This is a genomic window from Chryseobacterium sp. 7 (assembly GCF_003663845.1).
In the GTDB taxonomy this organism is placed as follows: domain Bacteria; phylum Bacteroidota; class Bacteroidia; order Flavobacteriales; family Weeksellaceae; genus Chryseobacterium.
In genome coordinates, this window is record NZ_RCCA01000001.1 from 2,415,677 (window position 1) to 2,432,246 (window position 16,570).

A 16,570-nucleotide genomic window follows, 5' to 3' on the forward strand; every position below is an offset into this window, starting at 1 on the left:
AACTAACCATTTCAAGGTTAACAAAAAGTTAATGGAAACTTTCACTACTCAAAATTAGTCATTTCTTACTCTTTTATCTTCATCGTTATAAGCCAGAATAATCTTTCTTACTACAGGGTGTCTTACTACGTCTTCTTCTGTAAGATGTACAAATCCAATCTCCTTTACTCCATTTAAAATCCTCATAGCTTCTTTCAGTCCAGACTGTTGATTTTTCGGAAGGTCAATCTGACTTGGATCCCCTGTGATAATGAACTTAGCATTCATACCCATTCTGGTAAGGAACATTTTCATCTGTGCATGCGTGGTATTCTGTGCTTCATCAAGAATCACAAACGCATCATCCAGTGTACGTCCTCTCATAAAGGCCAATGGTGCTACTTCAATTACCTTTTTCTCCATGAAACCCTCAAGTTTTTCATGAGGAATCATATCACGAAGTGCATCATATAAAGGCTGTAAATACGGATCCAGCTTCTCTTTAAGATCACCAGGGAGGAATCCCAGACTCTCTCCTGCTTCTACAGCCGGTCTTGTCAGGATAATTCTCTTCACTTCTTTATCTCTCAAAGCTCTTGCTGCCAATGCCACGCTGGTATACGTTTTTCCGGTACCTGCAGGGCCAATAGCAAATACCATGTCCTTTTTCTCCGTTTCCTTTACCAGCTTTTTAAGATTGGTGGTCTTCGCTTTAATAACTTTTCCGTTAACTCCTTTTACGATAATATCCTGATCGAATACCAGCTGCTTTTCGTTTTCGTCTTTAATATTCAATATATTTTCAACGTCTTTCAGTCCTATTGAATTGTTTTTGGAGATAAAGCTGACAATATCATCCAATTTTTTTTTCAGTATGTCTAAAGCTTCCTGATTACCCATGGCAAAGATGAAATGATCTCTTCCTGTAATTTTTATGGTTGGAAAGCTTGATTTTATTAAGTTGAAATATTGGTTATTAACTCCATAGAAGATTTTTGCGTCGATATCTTCCAAATCATATGTTAATTCAAACATGCAGTATTTTTATTTTTAGATTTTAAAATTAAAGCTTTTTTTCAAATTTATATCAAATTCTTTTCAACAATCTTTCGGGCATTCTTTTTATTTTAAATAACTTTGCAATACTACACTATTCTAGAAATTGCTCATGTCAATTATTACCCTTACTTCGGATTTCGGAAATTTAGATTACAGAGTTGCCGCTGTGAAAGGCAAAATTCTGTCTCTAAACCCTGAGGTTAATATTATTGATATAACCCACGACATCCAGGCATTCAACCTTATACAGACTTCGTATATTGTAAGAAACGCTTATAAATATTTTCCCAAAGGAAGCATTCACATCCTTTCGGTAGACAGCTTTTACCACAAATCCAGAAAAAATATCATCTATAAAGCCGATGGTTCTTACTTTCTGGCAGCAGATAACGGACTTTTAAGCCTTATATTTTTCGATATCAAACCTGAGGCGATCTATGAACTGACATTGAACAACCGTTTTGATGATGTTATTGATTTTACCTCTACTGATATTTTTGTTCCTGCAGCAGTGCATCTTGCCAATGGCGGACTTCCTGAAGTGATAGGACGAAAAATACAGTCGGCAAAACAACTGATGTTTCCAAGAGCGGTATATAACGAATCTGAAGGCATGATCATTGGTGAAGTTACCTATATTGATAATTTCGGAAATATAATCTCAAATATCAACAAAGATTTTTTCGAGAATATCAGTAAAGCATACACCAGTTTTACCATAAAATTCAGGAATTTAAGTCTTTCAAGGGTATTTTCCAGCCATACGGAAGTGGTTTCGGACTGGGAAAGGGAGACGGAATTTCACGGGCAGTCTGCTGCCATCTTCAATGATAGTCAATTATTGGAGCTTACCATCTACAAAGGAAGCAAGAAAAACGGCGCCAAAAGCCTGTTTGGACTGAATGTAGGCGAAAATATTTATATTGAATTCAGCTAAGATTATATATTTCATAAAAAAACCGATTTTTTTTATATATTTGTCAAAATCTAAAAATCAAAAATGGCAGAATACAAATTATTGCTTCCTTCCATGGGAGAAGGGGTTATGGAAGCGACAATTATCACTTGGTTATTCAATGAAGGTGATAACGTAAAGGAGGATGACTCCGTAGTAGAAATTGCAACAGATAAAGTAGATTCAGACGTTCCGACACCAGTTTCGGGGAAAATCGTAAAAATTTTAAAGCAAAAAGATGAAGTTGCAAAAGTAGGTGAAGCCATTGCTATTTTAGAAATTGAAGGAGAAGGCACAGCTTCAGAAGAAGTGAAAACTGAAACTCCGGCAGCGACTCCGGATGCTGAAACTTTAAAAGCGATTGAAGAGCCTTTACAAACAGTGGCTGCTTCAAACGTAGAATTCTCAGGAGATCTTTACTTATCTCCACTTGTAAAATCTATTGCACAACAGGAAAAAATTTCTGAAACTGAACTGAAATCTATCAAAGGAAGCGGTTTAGAAGGAAGAATCACAAAAGAAGATATATTAGCTTATGTTGCTAACAGAGGAAGCCAGCCAGCTCAGGCAGCTCCTGTACAGGCAGCAGCATCTACTCCAAAACCAGCCGTATCTGCTCCGGCAGCTACCATTCCGGTAAGTGCAGGTGATGAGATCATTCCTATGGACAGAATGAGAAAGATCATCGCTGAAAACATGGTAAAAGCTAAACAAATTGCTCCACACGTTACTTCTTTCATTGAAACAGACGTTACCAACGTTGTAAAATGGAGAAATAAAAACAAAGCAGTATTCGAAAAACGTGAAGGTGAAAAACTTACGTTTATGCCTATTTTCGTAAAAGCTGTAGTGAAAGCAATTCAGGATTTCCCAATGATCAATGTTTCTGTAAATGGTGAAAACATCATTAAGAAGAAAAACATCAACATTGGTATGGCTACTGCTCTTCCGGACGGAAACCTTATTGTTCCTGTGATCAAAAATGCAGATCAGTTATCATTATCCGGACTTGCAAAAGCAATCAACGATTTAGCGTACAGAGCAAGAAACAAAAAATTAAGACCAGAAGATACTCAGGGTGCAACGTATACAATCTCTAACGTAGGAAGCTTCGGAAACCTTATGGGAACACCAATTATTCCTCAACCTCAGGTAGCTATTTTAGCCATCGGAGCGATCGTTAAGAAGCCTGCAGTTCTTGAAACAGCTGACGGTGATGTAATCGCGATCAGAAACTTAATGTTCATGTCTCACTCTTATGACCACAGAGTGGTAGACGGGTCTTTAGGAGGAATGATGCTGAAACATGTTCACGACTACCTTGAAAACTGGGATCTGAACACAGAAATATAAGTAATGAGTAATCAGCGATAAGTAATTTTGTTGATTTTAAATACTAAACCTTCGATTTAATCGGAGGTTTTTTTGTTGGAAAAAAGGTCTACAATGTAACAGAGGCCATCACTCAGTTGTCTTATATGAAAAGTATAACCTTGAACTATCAACAAATGAAACATATCCTTCTTGCAGCATTTGCATTACACATTTCCACAACGGCTTTTTCACAGCAAACCAATCAGTCTAAAATGATTGACAGCTATGTAAAAGAGGCCATGAAAAACAATAAAATTCCTGGATTAGCTGTTGGAATTATAAAAGATGGTAAAGTAATTTTCGAGCAATATTATGGAACCGAAAATCTGGAAGATCTAAAAAAAGTAAGTCCAACTTCAATGTTCAGGATATACTCTACTTCAAAATTAACAGCCAATGTCGGCATTTTCCAACTGATTGAGCAGGGAAAGCTATCTTTGGAAGATAACGTCTCCAAATATGTTGAAAATTTTCCCAAAGAGTGGCAGGAAGTAAAAGTAAAAAACCTGTTAACGCATTCTTCCGGAATTCCAAATTTTATCGCTTTCGAAGATATTCCGGTGAGTGATTCCAATGCAAAAGTGATTGAACGTCTTTCCAAAGAAAAAATGGAATTTAAAACAGGAAATGAATTCAGATACAATCAAACAAATTATATGCTTCTCACCATGATTATTGAAAAGATTACGGGGCAGTCTTTTGATAATATTATCATTAATAATCAATTTTCAGACACAAAAAATCAGGTCTATTTCTCATCAAATTCTCTTGAGCAGATTCCCAACAGGGTCCAGAAATACAACTACAACAACGAAAAAAAACAGTACGAAAAAACTCCATTTGACAACGGTGTAAGGTCCCATTCCGGAAATGGGTTAGCTATTACCCTTCCTGCTTTTTTACAATGGAGCAACCATCTTAGCAAAAATGATTTGTTGAATCAAAAAATGATGGAAATGATGTGGAAACCCTTTGATTACGGCAACAAAAAAGATGTTTTTGCTTACGGCTGGGAGATCAATAGAGCGAATAATATTCCGTCTTATGGTTTTTCCGGTGGAAACGTTAGTGCTTACAGGATTTTCCCACAAAATAATATGGCCATTATTATGATGTCGAACGGGTATAATTTTTTCCCGGCACAGTATCATATTGTTAATCATGTTGCAGCCATCATTGATAAGAATCTTACAGATGCTTATTCTCTTGCTGAAGAATCTATTATTGCCGGATTTGCCCAAACCCACAATCCAAACGCAGAAAAAAACTACTATGCTGTTAAGTCCAAAAATCCCAAATGGGATTTTGACGGAACATTGAATAACATTGGCTATATTTTAATGGGAAATTCAAGAATTGATGAAGCAATTAAAGTTTTTGAACTCAACGCGAAAGAACATCCACAATCCGGAAATGCTTTCGACAGCCTGGGAGAAGGATATTTCAATGCTAAAAACTATCCTTTGGCGCTAAAAAATTATAAAAAATCTCTCGAACTAAACCCTCAAAACACCAATGGTTCTGATATGATTAAGAAAATAGAAGATCTTATGACTCAGAAAAATTAATTAAAATTGACATTCATTCAATACATAAAGTCCTGACGAAAGTCGGGATTTTTTTATTTAATTCAAGCTTTCTTTGTTTTACTAAAAACTGGCAATATTTGATTTTTAAATTTAATAATAATTCAAATAAAACAAGAAATAGATGCTAATTCAATAATTAAAATTAGTTAATTTGGTGTAATAATCACTTTCTTGGAAGTTTAAGGTATTAGTAGTAATTTTATAACAAATATTATTTGAAAATAGATACTGATTATAGAAGATCGCGTATTTTTACATCTCTAAACTAACAAATGCTGAAAATTTTCACCCTTATAAAAAAATCCCTCAAAAATTCCTTCGATAATATCCGGAATGAGCAACTGAAAAACAATCTTCTTCAGGCGATTCCTTTTTGGATAGGCTCTGTGATTACAGGTTTTTTTGCCGTTTTGTACGCACAGGTATTTGCCTGGGGTGAACATCTGATGAATTTTATATTTGACTGGCATGCATGGATGATTTTTATTATTGCTCCTATTGGATTTGTAGTATCCTGGTGGCTGGTGAAAGAATTTGCTCCCAATGCCAAAGGAAGTGGTATTCCACAGGTGATGGCAGCTGTAGAACTGGCTAACCCAAAAGAACACCGGAAGATCCGAAATCTGTTAAGCATTAAAATCATTTTTTTCAAAATATTATCTTCTGTTATTCTGGTGATCGGAGGAGGTGCAGTAGGACGTGAAGGTCCTACGATTCAAATTGCAGGCTCTGTTTTTAGAAAAGTAAACGAATATCTTCCGGAATGGTGGCCAAAGATTTCTAAGAAAAACATGATTATGACAGGCGCGGCGGCCGGACTGGCAGCAGCGTTCAATACTCCACTTGGGGGAATTGTTTTCGCTGTGGAAGAGCTGTCCAAAACGCATATCAATTACTTTAAAACAGCATTATTTACAGCCGTTATCATTGCTGGTCTTACTGCACAAACATTGGCTGGGTCTTATTTATATCTGGGATATCCGAAGACCAATGATGTTTCCTTAATGGTGATGTTTCCAATCATGCTGGTTGCTGGTATTGCTGGTATTCTGGCTAGTCAGCTTTCGGTTACTATGCTTAAAATCAACAGTTGGAAGAAGAAAAAATTAAAGACAGATAAAGCCAATGTCGTTTTCCTGATCATTTGCGCTTTAATTATTGCTTCAATCGCTTATTTCATTAATAGAGAAGTTTTAGGTTCCGGAAAAGAAATCATGGAGCGGGTTCTTTTCACCAAAGATAAACACGAAGACTGGTATGTGCCAATTCTGAGGATGCTGGGTCCTGCCCTTTCTTTTACTTCGGGAGGTGCCGGCGGAATTTTCGCTCCGGCTCTTAGCGCAGGAGCAAGTATAGGTTCTGTTATTTCAGGAATCATTCATTTAACTCCTAACGAAACCAATGTGGTGATCCTTGCAGGAATGGTAGCTTTTCTTACCGGAATTACAAGAGCCCCGTTTACTTCAGCCATTATTGTTCTGGAAATGACGGATAGACATTCATTGATATTCCATCTTATGCTTGCCGGAATGGTATCTTCCATTGCTTCTATCCTGGTGAGCAGACATTCTTTGTATGATGTTTTGAAGGTGAATTTTCTAAAGGAGTTGAGAGAGAAAGATTAGCCTTAAGATTGCTTTTGCTTAAAAAAGACTGATGATAATTATTTAATGAGAAGATATTTCTATTCAATTTTCTCCAGTACTCTTGCATATAAGAAATATATTTTCTAATTTTGCACCTCGAAATAATTAACAAATTTTTTAACATTATGAACAATTACGAAACTGTTTTCATTTTAACTCCCGTTCTATCTGAGGCACAGGTAGAGGAAGCAGTGAACAAGTATGTAGATCTTATCAAAGAAAAGAACTGCGAAATCGTTGCTAAAGAAAATTGGGGATTGAAAAAGTTAGCTTACCCTATCCAATTGAAAAAGAATGGGTTCTATACTTTAATCGAATTTAAAGGAGAAGGTACTGTAGTAGCTGATTTAGAATTAGCATTTAAGCGTGACGAAAGAGTAATCCGTTACCTTACTACAAAACTTGACAAGCATGCTATTGAGTATGCTGTAACAAGAAGAGCTAAAGTAAAAGCAGCTAAAGCTTAATTATTAACCCTATTTTTTAAAAAAGACAAGACATGGCAATAGATGAAATGGCTAAACAAGCCTCTGCAGGAGGAGAATCAGAAGTAAAATTCCTTACTCCGCTTGATATCAATACAAAATCTGAAAAGAAATATTGTAGATTCAAAAAATACGGAATTAAGCACGTTGACTACAAAGATGCTGATTTCTTATTACAATTTGTAAACGAGCAAGGTAAAATCTTACCAAGAAGATACACTGGAACATCTTTAAAATACCAAAGAAAAGTTTCTGCTGCTATCAAAAGAGCAAGACACCTTTCTTTACTACCTTACGTAGCTGACTTATTGAAATAAGACAAAAAATAAATAAAAGAAGAGATCTCCCTCTTCTTTTGTTGCTGAATAAATAATTAATTCTAACTTGATTTTAGATTACTCTAAAATCCCAAAAAAGGACAACAACAATGGATATCATCCTAAAACAAGACGTAGAAAACTTAGGACTTGAGTTTGATACAGTAAGCGTAAAGCCAGGTTATGCTAGAAACTTTTTACTTCCTCAGGGAATTGCACTTTTAGCTACACCTAAAAACAAAGCAGCTCTAGAAGCTACTTTAGAAGCTAGAAAAGAAGAAGAAGCTAAATTAATCGCTGCTGCTAATGCTGTAGTTGAGCAATTGAAGAAAACTTCTATCACTATCCCTGCAAAAGTAGGTTCTGGTGACAAATTATTCGGATCTATCAACAATGCAGATCTTTCTGCTGCTCTTGCTAAAGCTGGAGTTTCTGTAGAGAAGAAATACATCAAAATTCCAGGGAACACTATTAAGAGAACTGGTAAAGTAACAGCTAACATCAGATTACACAGAAACGTTGAGTACAATTTCGAATTCGATATCGTATCTGACGCTCCAGTTGTAGCTGCTCCTGCTGCTAAGAAAGAAGAAGTTAAATCTGAAGAAGCTTAATCTAAGCAACTGAGATTTTCTCACAATACAGACCACTTCAATTTATTGAGGTGGTTTTTTTATTGAACTACCCCGTCTTTTTGCTTTGCAAAAATCCACCCCTTCAAGGAAGGGGAATATAGGAAATCTTAATTGATATTATGCATACAATAAACTTCCTCCCAGATTCACATCGTCCAAATACAACATAAGAGAGATCAAAGGATCTTATTACGTATTACAAAACCTGCACTTCACAACTCTCCTACTCTAAAACCCTCCAACCCAACTACCGGTTTCCCCTCAGTTTCCGCTGATATTCCGTAGGAGCAATACCAATAATCTTTTTAAAAATATTGCTAAAAGAAGACAGGCTGTTGTACCCCACCATCATCGCTATTTCGTACATGTTGTACTTATCTTCCAGCATCAGTTCAAGTGAGCGCGTAATTCTTAATGCTCTTAGAAACCGAACGTAATTCATGCCCAGAATCTCTTTAAATTTCCTGGAGAGGGTTCTTGTGCTCATTCCGAATTCTTTTGCCGTAGATTCAATAGTAAGAGGCTTTTCAAGGTTAGCATGAATATATCTTGCAATCTTCAGTAAGGTTTCATCTTTTGGAAAAGGATGTTGTATGGGAAATGCAAGATGCTTGTATTCTTTCTCTTGTAAAACACCTTTCAGCGCTTTGAGAAAAAAATATTTAGACGTATCATTTTTTGTGATTTTCCCATCCCATTCTTTAGTATACAAAATCATCTCTCTGAGCAAATCATTGACAGAATAAATGTTAATTTCATCAAAGAAGCCATTTTCACCTTCTTCTTTTTTAAAATAAAAATTATATAAATCCACTTTAGGACTGGTAGAAAAAATATAATGAGGGGTTCCGGCAGGAATCCACATAAAACATCTTGCGGGAAGGTACCAATGTTTCTGATCCGTAAAGACATGTACAATACCGCCTTCTGCATAAACTAACTGAGCAGAACTGTGGTAATGAATCTCTGTGGTTACATTTCCGGTAAGAACATGATAAACATAAAATTCGGTATCATCTTCTTCTACTTCTTTAAAATGCCTGTTGTTCATCCCTTAAAGGTAAGAAGAATTTTCAAATTGGCGTAAATGAGCAAATCTTTTTCTGTTTTCACAAATAGAGTCTGTGGCTAGTGATCGTAACTTTGCTGCATCAAAATCATTTTAGCAAAAATCCTTTAATTAATTTATGAATATCATATTAAACGCATGCCGGTATATGTGCATGGCGTTATGCTTATTATTGAGCAACATTTTACACTCACAGATGATAGATTACCAGCATCTCGGCTTACAGCAAGCTGTAGAGATTGGTCTGAAAAACAACAAAAACATACAGATAAGCCATCTGAAAAATGAAATGTCCGTTACCAAAGAGAAAGATCTCAAAATGGAAAAACTTCCGGATATTGAGTTTCATACCAGCTACAATCAGGTAACTAACCTGTTTCAGCATCAAAATGGCGTATTTAATAAGGCCACTAAATATGATGTAATCAATGGAATGTATGACTTTACCTTATCTGCTTCCATTCCGGTGTATATGGGTGGCAAAATCAAAAATACAGAGAAGAAAGCGGCTATTGATACTGAAATTTCAGCTTTAAAAACGCATTTGGATGAGAGACAGCTTAAAATGGCTATCATTACTGCTTTTCTGCAGATTCATCACTTAAAAGAACAGCAGAGTCTTATTAATGATAAAATGAAGGAAGATTCTGTCAATATTAAGCAAGTAAAAGCTCTGAAGGCCAACGGTGTTGTTACTGTAAATGAAGTCTTAAGAACCTCGCTACAGCTTTCTAATCATAAAATGAGCTGGACAGAACTGGATAATAATATTCAGATTGCGGAGCATAAACTGAAAACGATTCTCTCGCTTCCGGAAAGCCAGGAAATGCATGTGAATACGGAAGATCTTATTTCAGACAATGCTTCAATTCCTTATATTAATGATTTGACAGAAACAGCTTTAATGAAAAATGAATCTGTTGATATCACTCACAAAAATCTTTCACTGAAGGAACTGGATCAAAAAATTACCAAAGCGAATTATTTACCCAAAATTACAGCTGGCGGAGAATATTTTTTAAAGTATCCGAATATGATGTTTTTTCCTCCCGAACCTTATGCATATCGTTTGGGAATGGTGGGTGTAAACCTTACCTATCCTATCGAAAATCTGTACAAAAACAAATACAGAATGCAGGAAGCAAGAGAAAACATTGATTTGGCTAAGCTTCAAATAGAGGAAAACGAGGAAAATGTAAGACATAATGTGTATGAGGCTTATAAAAAGTTTGAAGAAACAGACCAGAAGGTAAAAATTGCTGAAGAAGCCATTAATCAGGCTAAGGAAAACTACCGTATCGTAAGAACGAAGTACGCCAACAAGTTAAGCCTTATCACAGAACTGATAGACGCCGACAATACTTATCTGGAAGCTGAATCTAATCTTATTTCCGTAAAAATCAACAGACAACTTAAATATTACCAACTCCAATATACGATTGGGAACTTATAAAAACTATGGCACAGAAACAATTGACACAAAAGGAAAAAAGAATCAACAAGTCCATTACTTTACTGGCCTGGATCCTGATCATCAGCGGAATCACAGGGATGTTCAGCTTTTATCTTTTTTCCAGAAAAAATGTTACTACGAATGATGCGCAGATTGAGCAATATATAACGCCTGTATCCAGTAAGATTTCAGGTTTCATCAAAACGATAAGGTTTAACGAAAATCAGTTTGTACATAAAGGGGATACATTAATCGTCATAGACAACAGAGAATTTGTGAATCAGGTACATATGGCAGAAGCTAATCTTCATGCCAATACAGCAACCATCAGCACAATTGAAAGCGGTGTCAGTACCAAAGAAAGTGATACCAAGATCATTGATGCTAAAATTGCTTCCGCAAAAATTGATATCTGGAGAACAGAACAGGATTATAAAAGATATAAAAACCTTTTATCCGAAGATGCTGCTACAGAACAGGAGTTTGAGAATGTAAAAGCTTCTTATGAGCAATCAAAAGCCAATCTTTTGGCACTAGAGCAACAGAAAAATGCAGTAAGAGCCGGAGCTAATGAGCAGCAGACAAAAGTTGCCCCCGTGAAAAGCCAGATCCAGCAGAGTTCTGCAAGTCTTAACAATGCTAAATTGTATCTTTCTTATACAGTCATTACGGCTCCTTATGACGGATGGGTGGGAAAAAAGACCATTCAGGAAGGACAGCTGATTAAGGAAGGTCAGACTCTGGTTCAGATCGTAAGCAAAGAAAAATGGATCATCGCCAATTATAAGGAAACACAGCTTGGACAGATTGATCAGAGCAAGGAAGTCATCATAACCGCAGATGCTTATCCCGATGTGGAATTTAAAGGAAAAATACTTTCTGTTTCACCAGCTTCAGGATCTCAGTTTTCATTGGTAAAGCCAGATAATGCAACCGGAAACTTTGTGAAAATCGAGCAGAGATTTCCTGTGAAAATTATTCTGGATAACAATAAAGACAACGAAAAACTGCTTTCCGGAATGAATGTTCTGGTGAGTGCGAAGAAGATATGAGGGTTGGAGGGTTTTAGAGTTTTAAAGTTTTAGAGTTTTAGAGTTTTAGAGTTTTAGAGTTTTAGAGTTTTAGAGTTTTAGAGTTTTAGAGTTTTAGAGTTTTAGAGTTTTAGAGTTTTAGAGTTTTAGAGTTTTAGAGTTCAAAATTAACTTCTGATCAACCTATCTCAAATTTACAATTAAATTATTTTTTTAGCGAAAAGGCAAACTGCAAAATAGCGAATCTGCAAATTTTTTCTTAAAGCATATTTGCCATTTTACCTTTTACTTATTTACACCTTTGCCCTTTGTCTTTTCGCATTTTTGCTTTTCATAAAATTATGCAGCATAATACAGTTTATCATAAATGGGTACCACAATGGCTGAAACTGCCACTTCTGATACTGGCATTGTTTCCCCACCTGATGTTGTTGTCGCTTTTACATTCAAACAGCGCCTTCACATCTTCTTTTATGGATGCAGATTCAGATGACATCCAGTATTTAATGATTTTGATGTACGGGACATTTGTGGTTACCCTTTTAGTTTTACAGCGGTTTATGGCCTATTTCAGCGTTAAATATTATGTTTTGCTGATGGCTTCCATTTCCGTTATTATTCTTTACGTCTTGTCAGTGACTCATGATTATCATGTTATATTGGTGATCCGGTTTTTAGAGGGAATTTTCGGATTGTTGGAAGGCGCTATTTTTCTGCCTTTGATTATTGCTGAATTAAAAACAAAACATGCCAAAGTTTTAGCCTATCTTTTTATGTATACAATTATGCTGACTGGAGGAACCATTACCACTTCCCTCCTAAAATCAAGTATTGAAGATTACGATTTTCAGCATATGATCCTGATGATGGTCTATTTTCATGTATTTGTATTGATTATTGGGATCGCCCTGTTCAACAGAAACAGATTTTTCCCTAAAAAACCTTTGTATCAATTGGATATTACCAGCTGGTTTTTACTTTGGGTCTGTCTGCAGGCGGGCGGTTATGCTATTATTTATGGGAAAAGATTGATGTGGTTTGAATCTGACACCATTATCATGTGTCTGTTTATCTTTCTTCTTTCAGGGGGATTATTTATGCTTAAACAAAGAAATTCTAAAAGACCATTGTTTCATTTCGAAGTTTTCAGTTCAAAAAATGTAATTGTAGGGATGATTCTGTTTTTTATTTTTTATCTGATCCGCTCCGGACTTAATAACGTCTACAGCATCATGGCTACGGTATGGAAATGGCCTTGGGATTATATTGTCAATATCCAGTACTGGAATGTCGCGGGAACTCTTTTGGGAATAGTATTATCGGGAATCTGTCTTGTTCGCGGAATTTCTTCAAGAATTGTTTTCTTCACAGGATTTCTTTTACTGGCCATAGATTGTGCCTGGTTTACGTATACTTTTTATCCTGATACTACCCTTTCCACAATCTGTCCGCCTTTATTTCTGCAGGGAGTTGCTCAGGGATTATTATTTACACCGCTTGTTTTCTTTTTGATTTCAAAAACTCCGGAAGAATATGTATCCAATGCTACAGCGTTAGGAACCACAACCCGTTTCTGGACCACCGCTATCGGTTATGCTCTGATGCAGAATCTGATGCTTTTTTTAACATTAAAACATTCTGATACACTCAGCGCGAATTTTACAGACACTAATCCTCTTTTTTACAGCCAGTGGAGTCAAATTTTCGGGGCTAATATTTCAAAACTGTCAGTTAATGATTCTTTATCCATGACTGCTGGAGCTTTTAAAGCCAAAATAACAGCTCAGTCTATTCTCCTTTCCAATATGGAAATTTTCACAGGATTATTCTGGCTGGCGCTTGTTACAGCAATTGGTCTGTTGCTTTACCATCCTGTAAAAATAGCAGTGAGGAATATTATGTAAAAGAAAGCTTCCTTTTTAAAGTTTTTTGGCCGATTTATTGTTCGTATTTCAGACCGCAATATTGCGCAGATGACTACGTTTAATATAAAAGTCCACCCATGGAAATTGAAAGTATTTTACTGAAACAAACAGATTTTTTCAAGACCCAGCAGACCAAGAGCCTTGCTTTCCGGAAAATGTATCTTGAAAAGCTTAAAAGTCTTATTATTTCTAATGAGAATATGCTGTGTGAAGCCATTAACAAAGATTTTGGAAAATCAAAATTTGATACTTTCACTACAGAATTATCTTTTATTCTGAATGATATCAGTTATTATATCAAAAACTTAAAATCCCTTTCAAAGCCTAAAAAAGTAAGCACCAATCTCGCCAATCAATTGGGAAGCAGTAAAATTTATGCAGATCCACTAGGTTGTGTATTGGTCATTGGAGCCTGGAATTATCCTTATCAGTTATCCCTTTCTCCCATTATTGCCGCCATGGCTGCAGGAAACTGCTGCATTCTTAAGCCCAGTGAAATTGCTGAAAATACCATGAAAACCATGGCATCTCTCATCAATGAAAACTTTCCGCCAGAATATCTGTATGTATATGAAGGAGGTATTGAGGAAACGACTGCTCTTTTACAATTGAAATTCGACAAAATATTCTTTACGGGAAGTACAAAGGTCGGAAAGATTGTATACAAGGCAGCTGCAGAACATCTTACCCCCGTAACCCTTGAATTAGGCGGAAAATCTCCGGCTATTGTCACAAAAAATGCCAATCTCGATATCGCAGCTAAAAGAATTGTGTGGGGAAAATTCCTCAATGCCGGACAAACCTGTGTAGCTCCCGATTATCTTTTGGTGGAAGAAACCATTCAGGAACAGTTTCTGGAAATGCTCAGAAAATATATCAAAGAATTCAGATATGATAAGGGTTCTGAACAATATACAAGAATCATCAATCAAAGAAATTTCCAACGTTTGATAAACCTGATTGATCAGGGAAAAATTTATTCCGGAGGCCATTTTGACGAAGAAAAACACTATATAGAACCTACTATTTTGAACCATATAAACTGGAATGACGAAATTATGCAGGAAGAAATTTTTGGACCTCTTCTACCGGTCATCAGTTTTCAAAATTACAATGCAGCGCTGAATTCTATTGTAGAACTCGAAAAACCTCTGGCTGCTTATCTCTTCACCAATGATTCTGAAGAGAAAGAAAACTTTACACGAAAACTATCTTTTGGAGGCGGTTGTATCAATGATACGGTGATGCATTTAAGCAATGACAATCTTCCGTTTGGAGGTGTTGGAAGTTCAGGAATAGGAAATTATCATGGAAAATATGGTTTTGAAACCTTTTCACATCAAAAAGCGGTTCTGGAAAAAGTTACCTGGGGAGAACCAAATATCAAATATCCACCTTATTCAGAGAAGAAATTAGCCTGGATTAAAAAGTTATTATAATTTCTACAGGTTATTATTTTAACCATCACGCAATAAAAAAACTGCTTCATTGCTGAAGCAGTTTTTTTTTATTTTATCCTTTTTTAGGAGCCCAGGTAGTAAAGAATTCCTTTACTTTATCTTTACTGTAGCCTTTTCCTTCTTCCAACACGTCACTCTGCTGAACTTTGATCATTTTTCCGTCTTTATCTAAAATAATAAACACCGGATATCCAAATTTTTCACCCGGATTACCATATTGGGCAAAAACTTTTTCATTCTTATTCTCCGGAGAATAGTTCAGGTGATAATAAACATAATTCTTATCTGCCAATTCCTTCAATTCTGGAGTAGTCTGCACATAATTATTAAAACGAAGACACCAGATACACCAGTTTCCACCAGCCTGGATCATCACATTTTTGCCTTCTTTCTTAGCCTGAGCGACCAATTTATTAATATCAGCCTGCGCATCAGCTTTTGGATCATAGGGCTTTGGAAGCTTAGCTTTTTCTTCAGCTGCTTTTTTCTTGGCTTCAAGCTCTTTATGTTCTGTAGGTACTATAAGAGCTGTTTTCTGTTTTCCATTATCTGGTAAATCCTTTACATCTTGTGAAAAAGCGAAAGCACCTAATCCCAGGAAAGCGAATATTGTCAATTTTTTCATAACATAAAAGTAAAAAAATAATATATATCCGTCAGCAAAAATAGAACCATAATTTTATTATCACTAAATTTGCCTGTTTTATGAATTTCTTAATCAAAATATTATACTTCGTCTCTAAGCTGCCGCTTAAAATATTGTATATTTTTTCGGACGTTATCTTTTTCCTCAATTATTATATTGTAGGATACAGAAAAGAGGTCATCACCCAAAATCTGAGAATGTCTTTTCCGGATAAATCCGAAGAAGAAATTAAAGATATCCGAAAAAAATTCTATCTTAATTTTTCCGATTATCTGGTAGAAACTATAAAATCTTTCAGTATTTCTGAGACAGAAGCCAGAGTGAGAATGCAGCATATCAATCAGGAACTGTTTCATGATGCTAAAAAGGAAGGTAAAAATATTATCCTGCTGGCAGGACATGTTTTCAATTGGGAATGGATCAATGCATTGGCAAAGATTGTTCCCCAGGCTCATTGTCATCCTGTATACAGAAAAGTAAACAGTGATTTCTGGGAGAATCAAATGAAAAAGGTTCGAAACAAATTCGGAAATGAAGCACTGGAGGCCAATGAGGTTATTCTGAATATCTTCAGATCTAAAAACAACGGTGATTCTGCTTATATGTTTGTTGCCGACCAAACTCCTCACCACGCTCATGTCACTTATGGTTTGGAATTTTTGAATCAAAGAACTCCTGCTTTTATAGGATATGATAAGCTGGCCACAAGGATGGATCTTGTTTTTATCTATTGTGAGATGAAAAAGGTAAAACGCGGTTATTATCAGGTTAATTATCATAGAATATACCCGGATGGGGAAAAGTTTACAGAAAATGAAGTGGTAAGAAAATTCCATAAATTATTGGAAAATACCTTACACAAACATCCCGACAACTACCTTTGGTCACACAGAAAATGGAAATATCAGGACTCTATCAAGAATTTTGATGCAGAAAAAAAATAGATT

General features: G+C 35.8%; 15 protein-coding genes. 12 read left to right on the forward strand and 3 right to left on the reverse strand.

All coding sequences use genetic code 11. The features are described 5' to 3' along the window. Positions 1-54: 54 nt before the first annotated feature. A complete protein-coding gene (locus CLU97_RS11165; protein ID WP_121487992.1) occupies positions 55-1,014 on the reverse strand; it encodes a PhoH family protein in 960 nt (319 codons plus the stop codon). A 133-nt stretch (positions 1,015-1,147) separates the two neighbouring features. Between CLU97_RS11165 and CLU97_RS11170 the strand changes: the two genes are divergently transcribed. From CLU97_RS11170 to rplI, 7 genes are all read left to right on the forward strand, one after another. After that, positions 1,148-1,975: an S-adenosyl-l-methionine hydroxide adenosyltransferase family protein gene (locus CLU97_RS11170; protein WP_121487993.1), complete on the forward strand. Its 828-nt coding sequence runs from the start codon at positions 1,148-1,150 to the stop codon at positions 1,973-1,975. 63 nt (positions 1,976-2,038) lie between these two features. After that, positions 2,039-3,346: a dihydrolipoamide acetyltransferase family protein gene (locus CLU97_RS11175; RefSeq protein WP_121487994.1), complete on the forward strand. Its 1,308-nt coding sequence runs from the start codon at positions 2,039-2,041 to the stop codon at positions 3,344-3,346. 155 nt (positions 3,347-3,501) lie between these two features. Beyond that, positions 3,502-4,935 carry a serine hydrolase gene (locus tag CLU97_RS11180; protein ID WP_121487995.1) on the forward strand — a complete coding sequence of 478 codons (1,434 nt, stop codon included), beginning with the start codon at positions 3,502-3,504 and terminating at the stop codon, positions 4,933-4,935. Positions 4,936-5,228: 293 nt separating this feature from the next. Then, positions 5,229-6,581 (forward strand): chloride channel protein, encoded by a 1,353-nt coding sequence (locus CLU97_RS11185; RefSeq protein ID WP_121487996.1) that lies wholly within the window; start codon positions 5,229-5,231, stop codon positions 6,579-6,581. A gap of 146 nt (positions 6,582-6,727) precedes the next feature. Next, positions 6,728-7,069: a 30S ribosomal protein S6 gene (gene rpsF / locus CLU97_RS11190; protein ID WP_105701385.1), complete on the forward strand. Its 342-nt coding sequence runs from the start codon at positions 6,728-6,730 to the stop codon at positions 7,067-7,069. 32 nt (positions 7,070-7,101) lie between these two features. Continuing rightward, positions 7,102-7,404 (forward strand): 30S ribosomal protein S18, encoded by a 303-nt coding sequence (gene rpsR / locus CLU97_RS11195; RefSeq protein ID WP_034706728.1) that lies wholly within the window; start codon positions 7,102-7,104, stop codon positions 7,402-7,404. 110 nt (positions 7,405-7,514) lie between these two features. Continuing rightward, a complete protein-coding gene (rplI, locus tag CLU97_RS11200) occupies positions 7,515-8,018 on the forward strand; it encodes a 50S ribosomal protein L9 (protein WP_105701384.1) in 504 nt (167 codons plus the stop codon). Between the two features lie 268 nt (positions 8,019-8,286). Here rplI and CLU97_RS11205 read toward each other — a convergent pair whose 3' ends face one another. Continuing rightward, on the reverse strand, positions 8,287-9,090 hold the full coding sequence (locus CLU97_RS11205) for a helix-turn-helix domain-containing protein (protein ID WP_121487997.1): 804 nt from the start codon (positions 9,088-9,090) through the stop codon (positions 8,287-8,289). A gap of 214 nt (positions 9,091-9,304) precedes the next feature. Here CLU97_RS11205 and CLU97_RS11210 point away from each other — a divergent pair, with 214 nt between their 5' ends. The 4 genes from CLU97_RS11210 to CLU97_RS11225 all read left to right on the forward strand — a co-directional run bounded on the left by CLU97_RS11210 (position 9,305) and on the right by CLU97_RS11225 (position 14,956). Further along, positions 9,305-10,561, forward strand: coding sequence for a TolC family protein (locus CLU97_RS11210; RefSeq protein WP_121487998.1), 1,257 nt, complete (start codon positions 9,305-9,307; stop codon positions 10,559-10,561). Between the two features lie 5 nt (positions 10,562-10,566). Next, on the forward strand, positions 10,567-11,613 hold the full coding sequence (locus tag CLU97_RS11215; protein WP_121487999.1) for an HlyD family secretion protein: 1,047 nt from the start codon (positions 10,567-10,569) through the stop codon (positions 11,611-11,613). Positions 11,614-11,933: 320 nt separating this feature from the next. Further along, positions 11,934-13,496, forward strand: coding sequence for an MFS transporter (locus CLU97_RS11220; protein ID WP_121488000.1), 1,563 nt, complete (start codon positions 11,934-11,936; stop codon positions 13,494-13,496). A 98-nt stretch (positions 13,497-13,594) separates the two neighbouring features. Beyond that, positions 13,595-14,956: an aldehyde dehydrogenase gene (locus CLU97_RS11225; protein ID WP_121488001.1), complete on the forward strand. Its 1,362-nt coding sequence runs from the start codon at positions 13,595-13,597 to the stop codon at positions 14,954-14,956. Positions 14,957-15,029: 73 nt separating this feature from the next. Here CLU97_RS11225 and CLU97_RS11230 read toward each other — a convergent pair whose 3' ends face one another. Further along, positions 15,030-15,602: a thioredoxin family protein gene (locus CLU97_RS11230; RefSeq protein WP_121488002.1), complete on the reverse strand. Its 573-nt coding sequence runs from the start codon at positions 15,600-15,602 to the stop codon at positions 15,030-15,032. Positions 15,603-15,682: 80 nt separating this feature from the next. Between CLU97_RS11230 and CLU97_RS11235 the strand changes: the two genes are divergently transcribed. After that, positions 15,683-16,567, forward strand: a complete 885-nt coding sequence (locus CLU97_RS11235) for a lysophospholipid acyltransferase family protein (protein WP_121488003.1) — start codon at positions 15,683-15,685, stop codon at positions 16,565-16,567. The last annotated feature ends 3 nt before the right edge of the window (positions 16,568-16,570 follow it).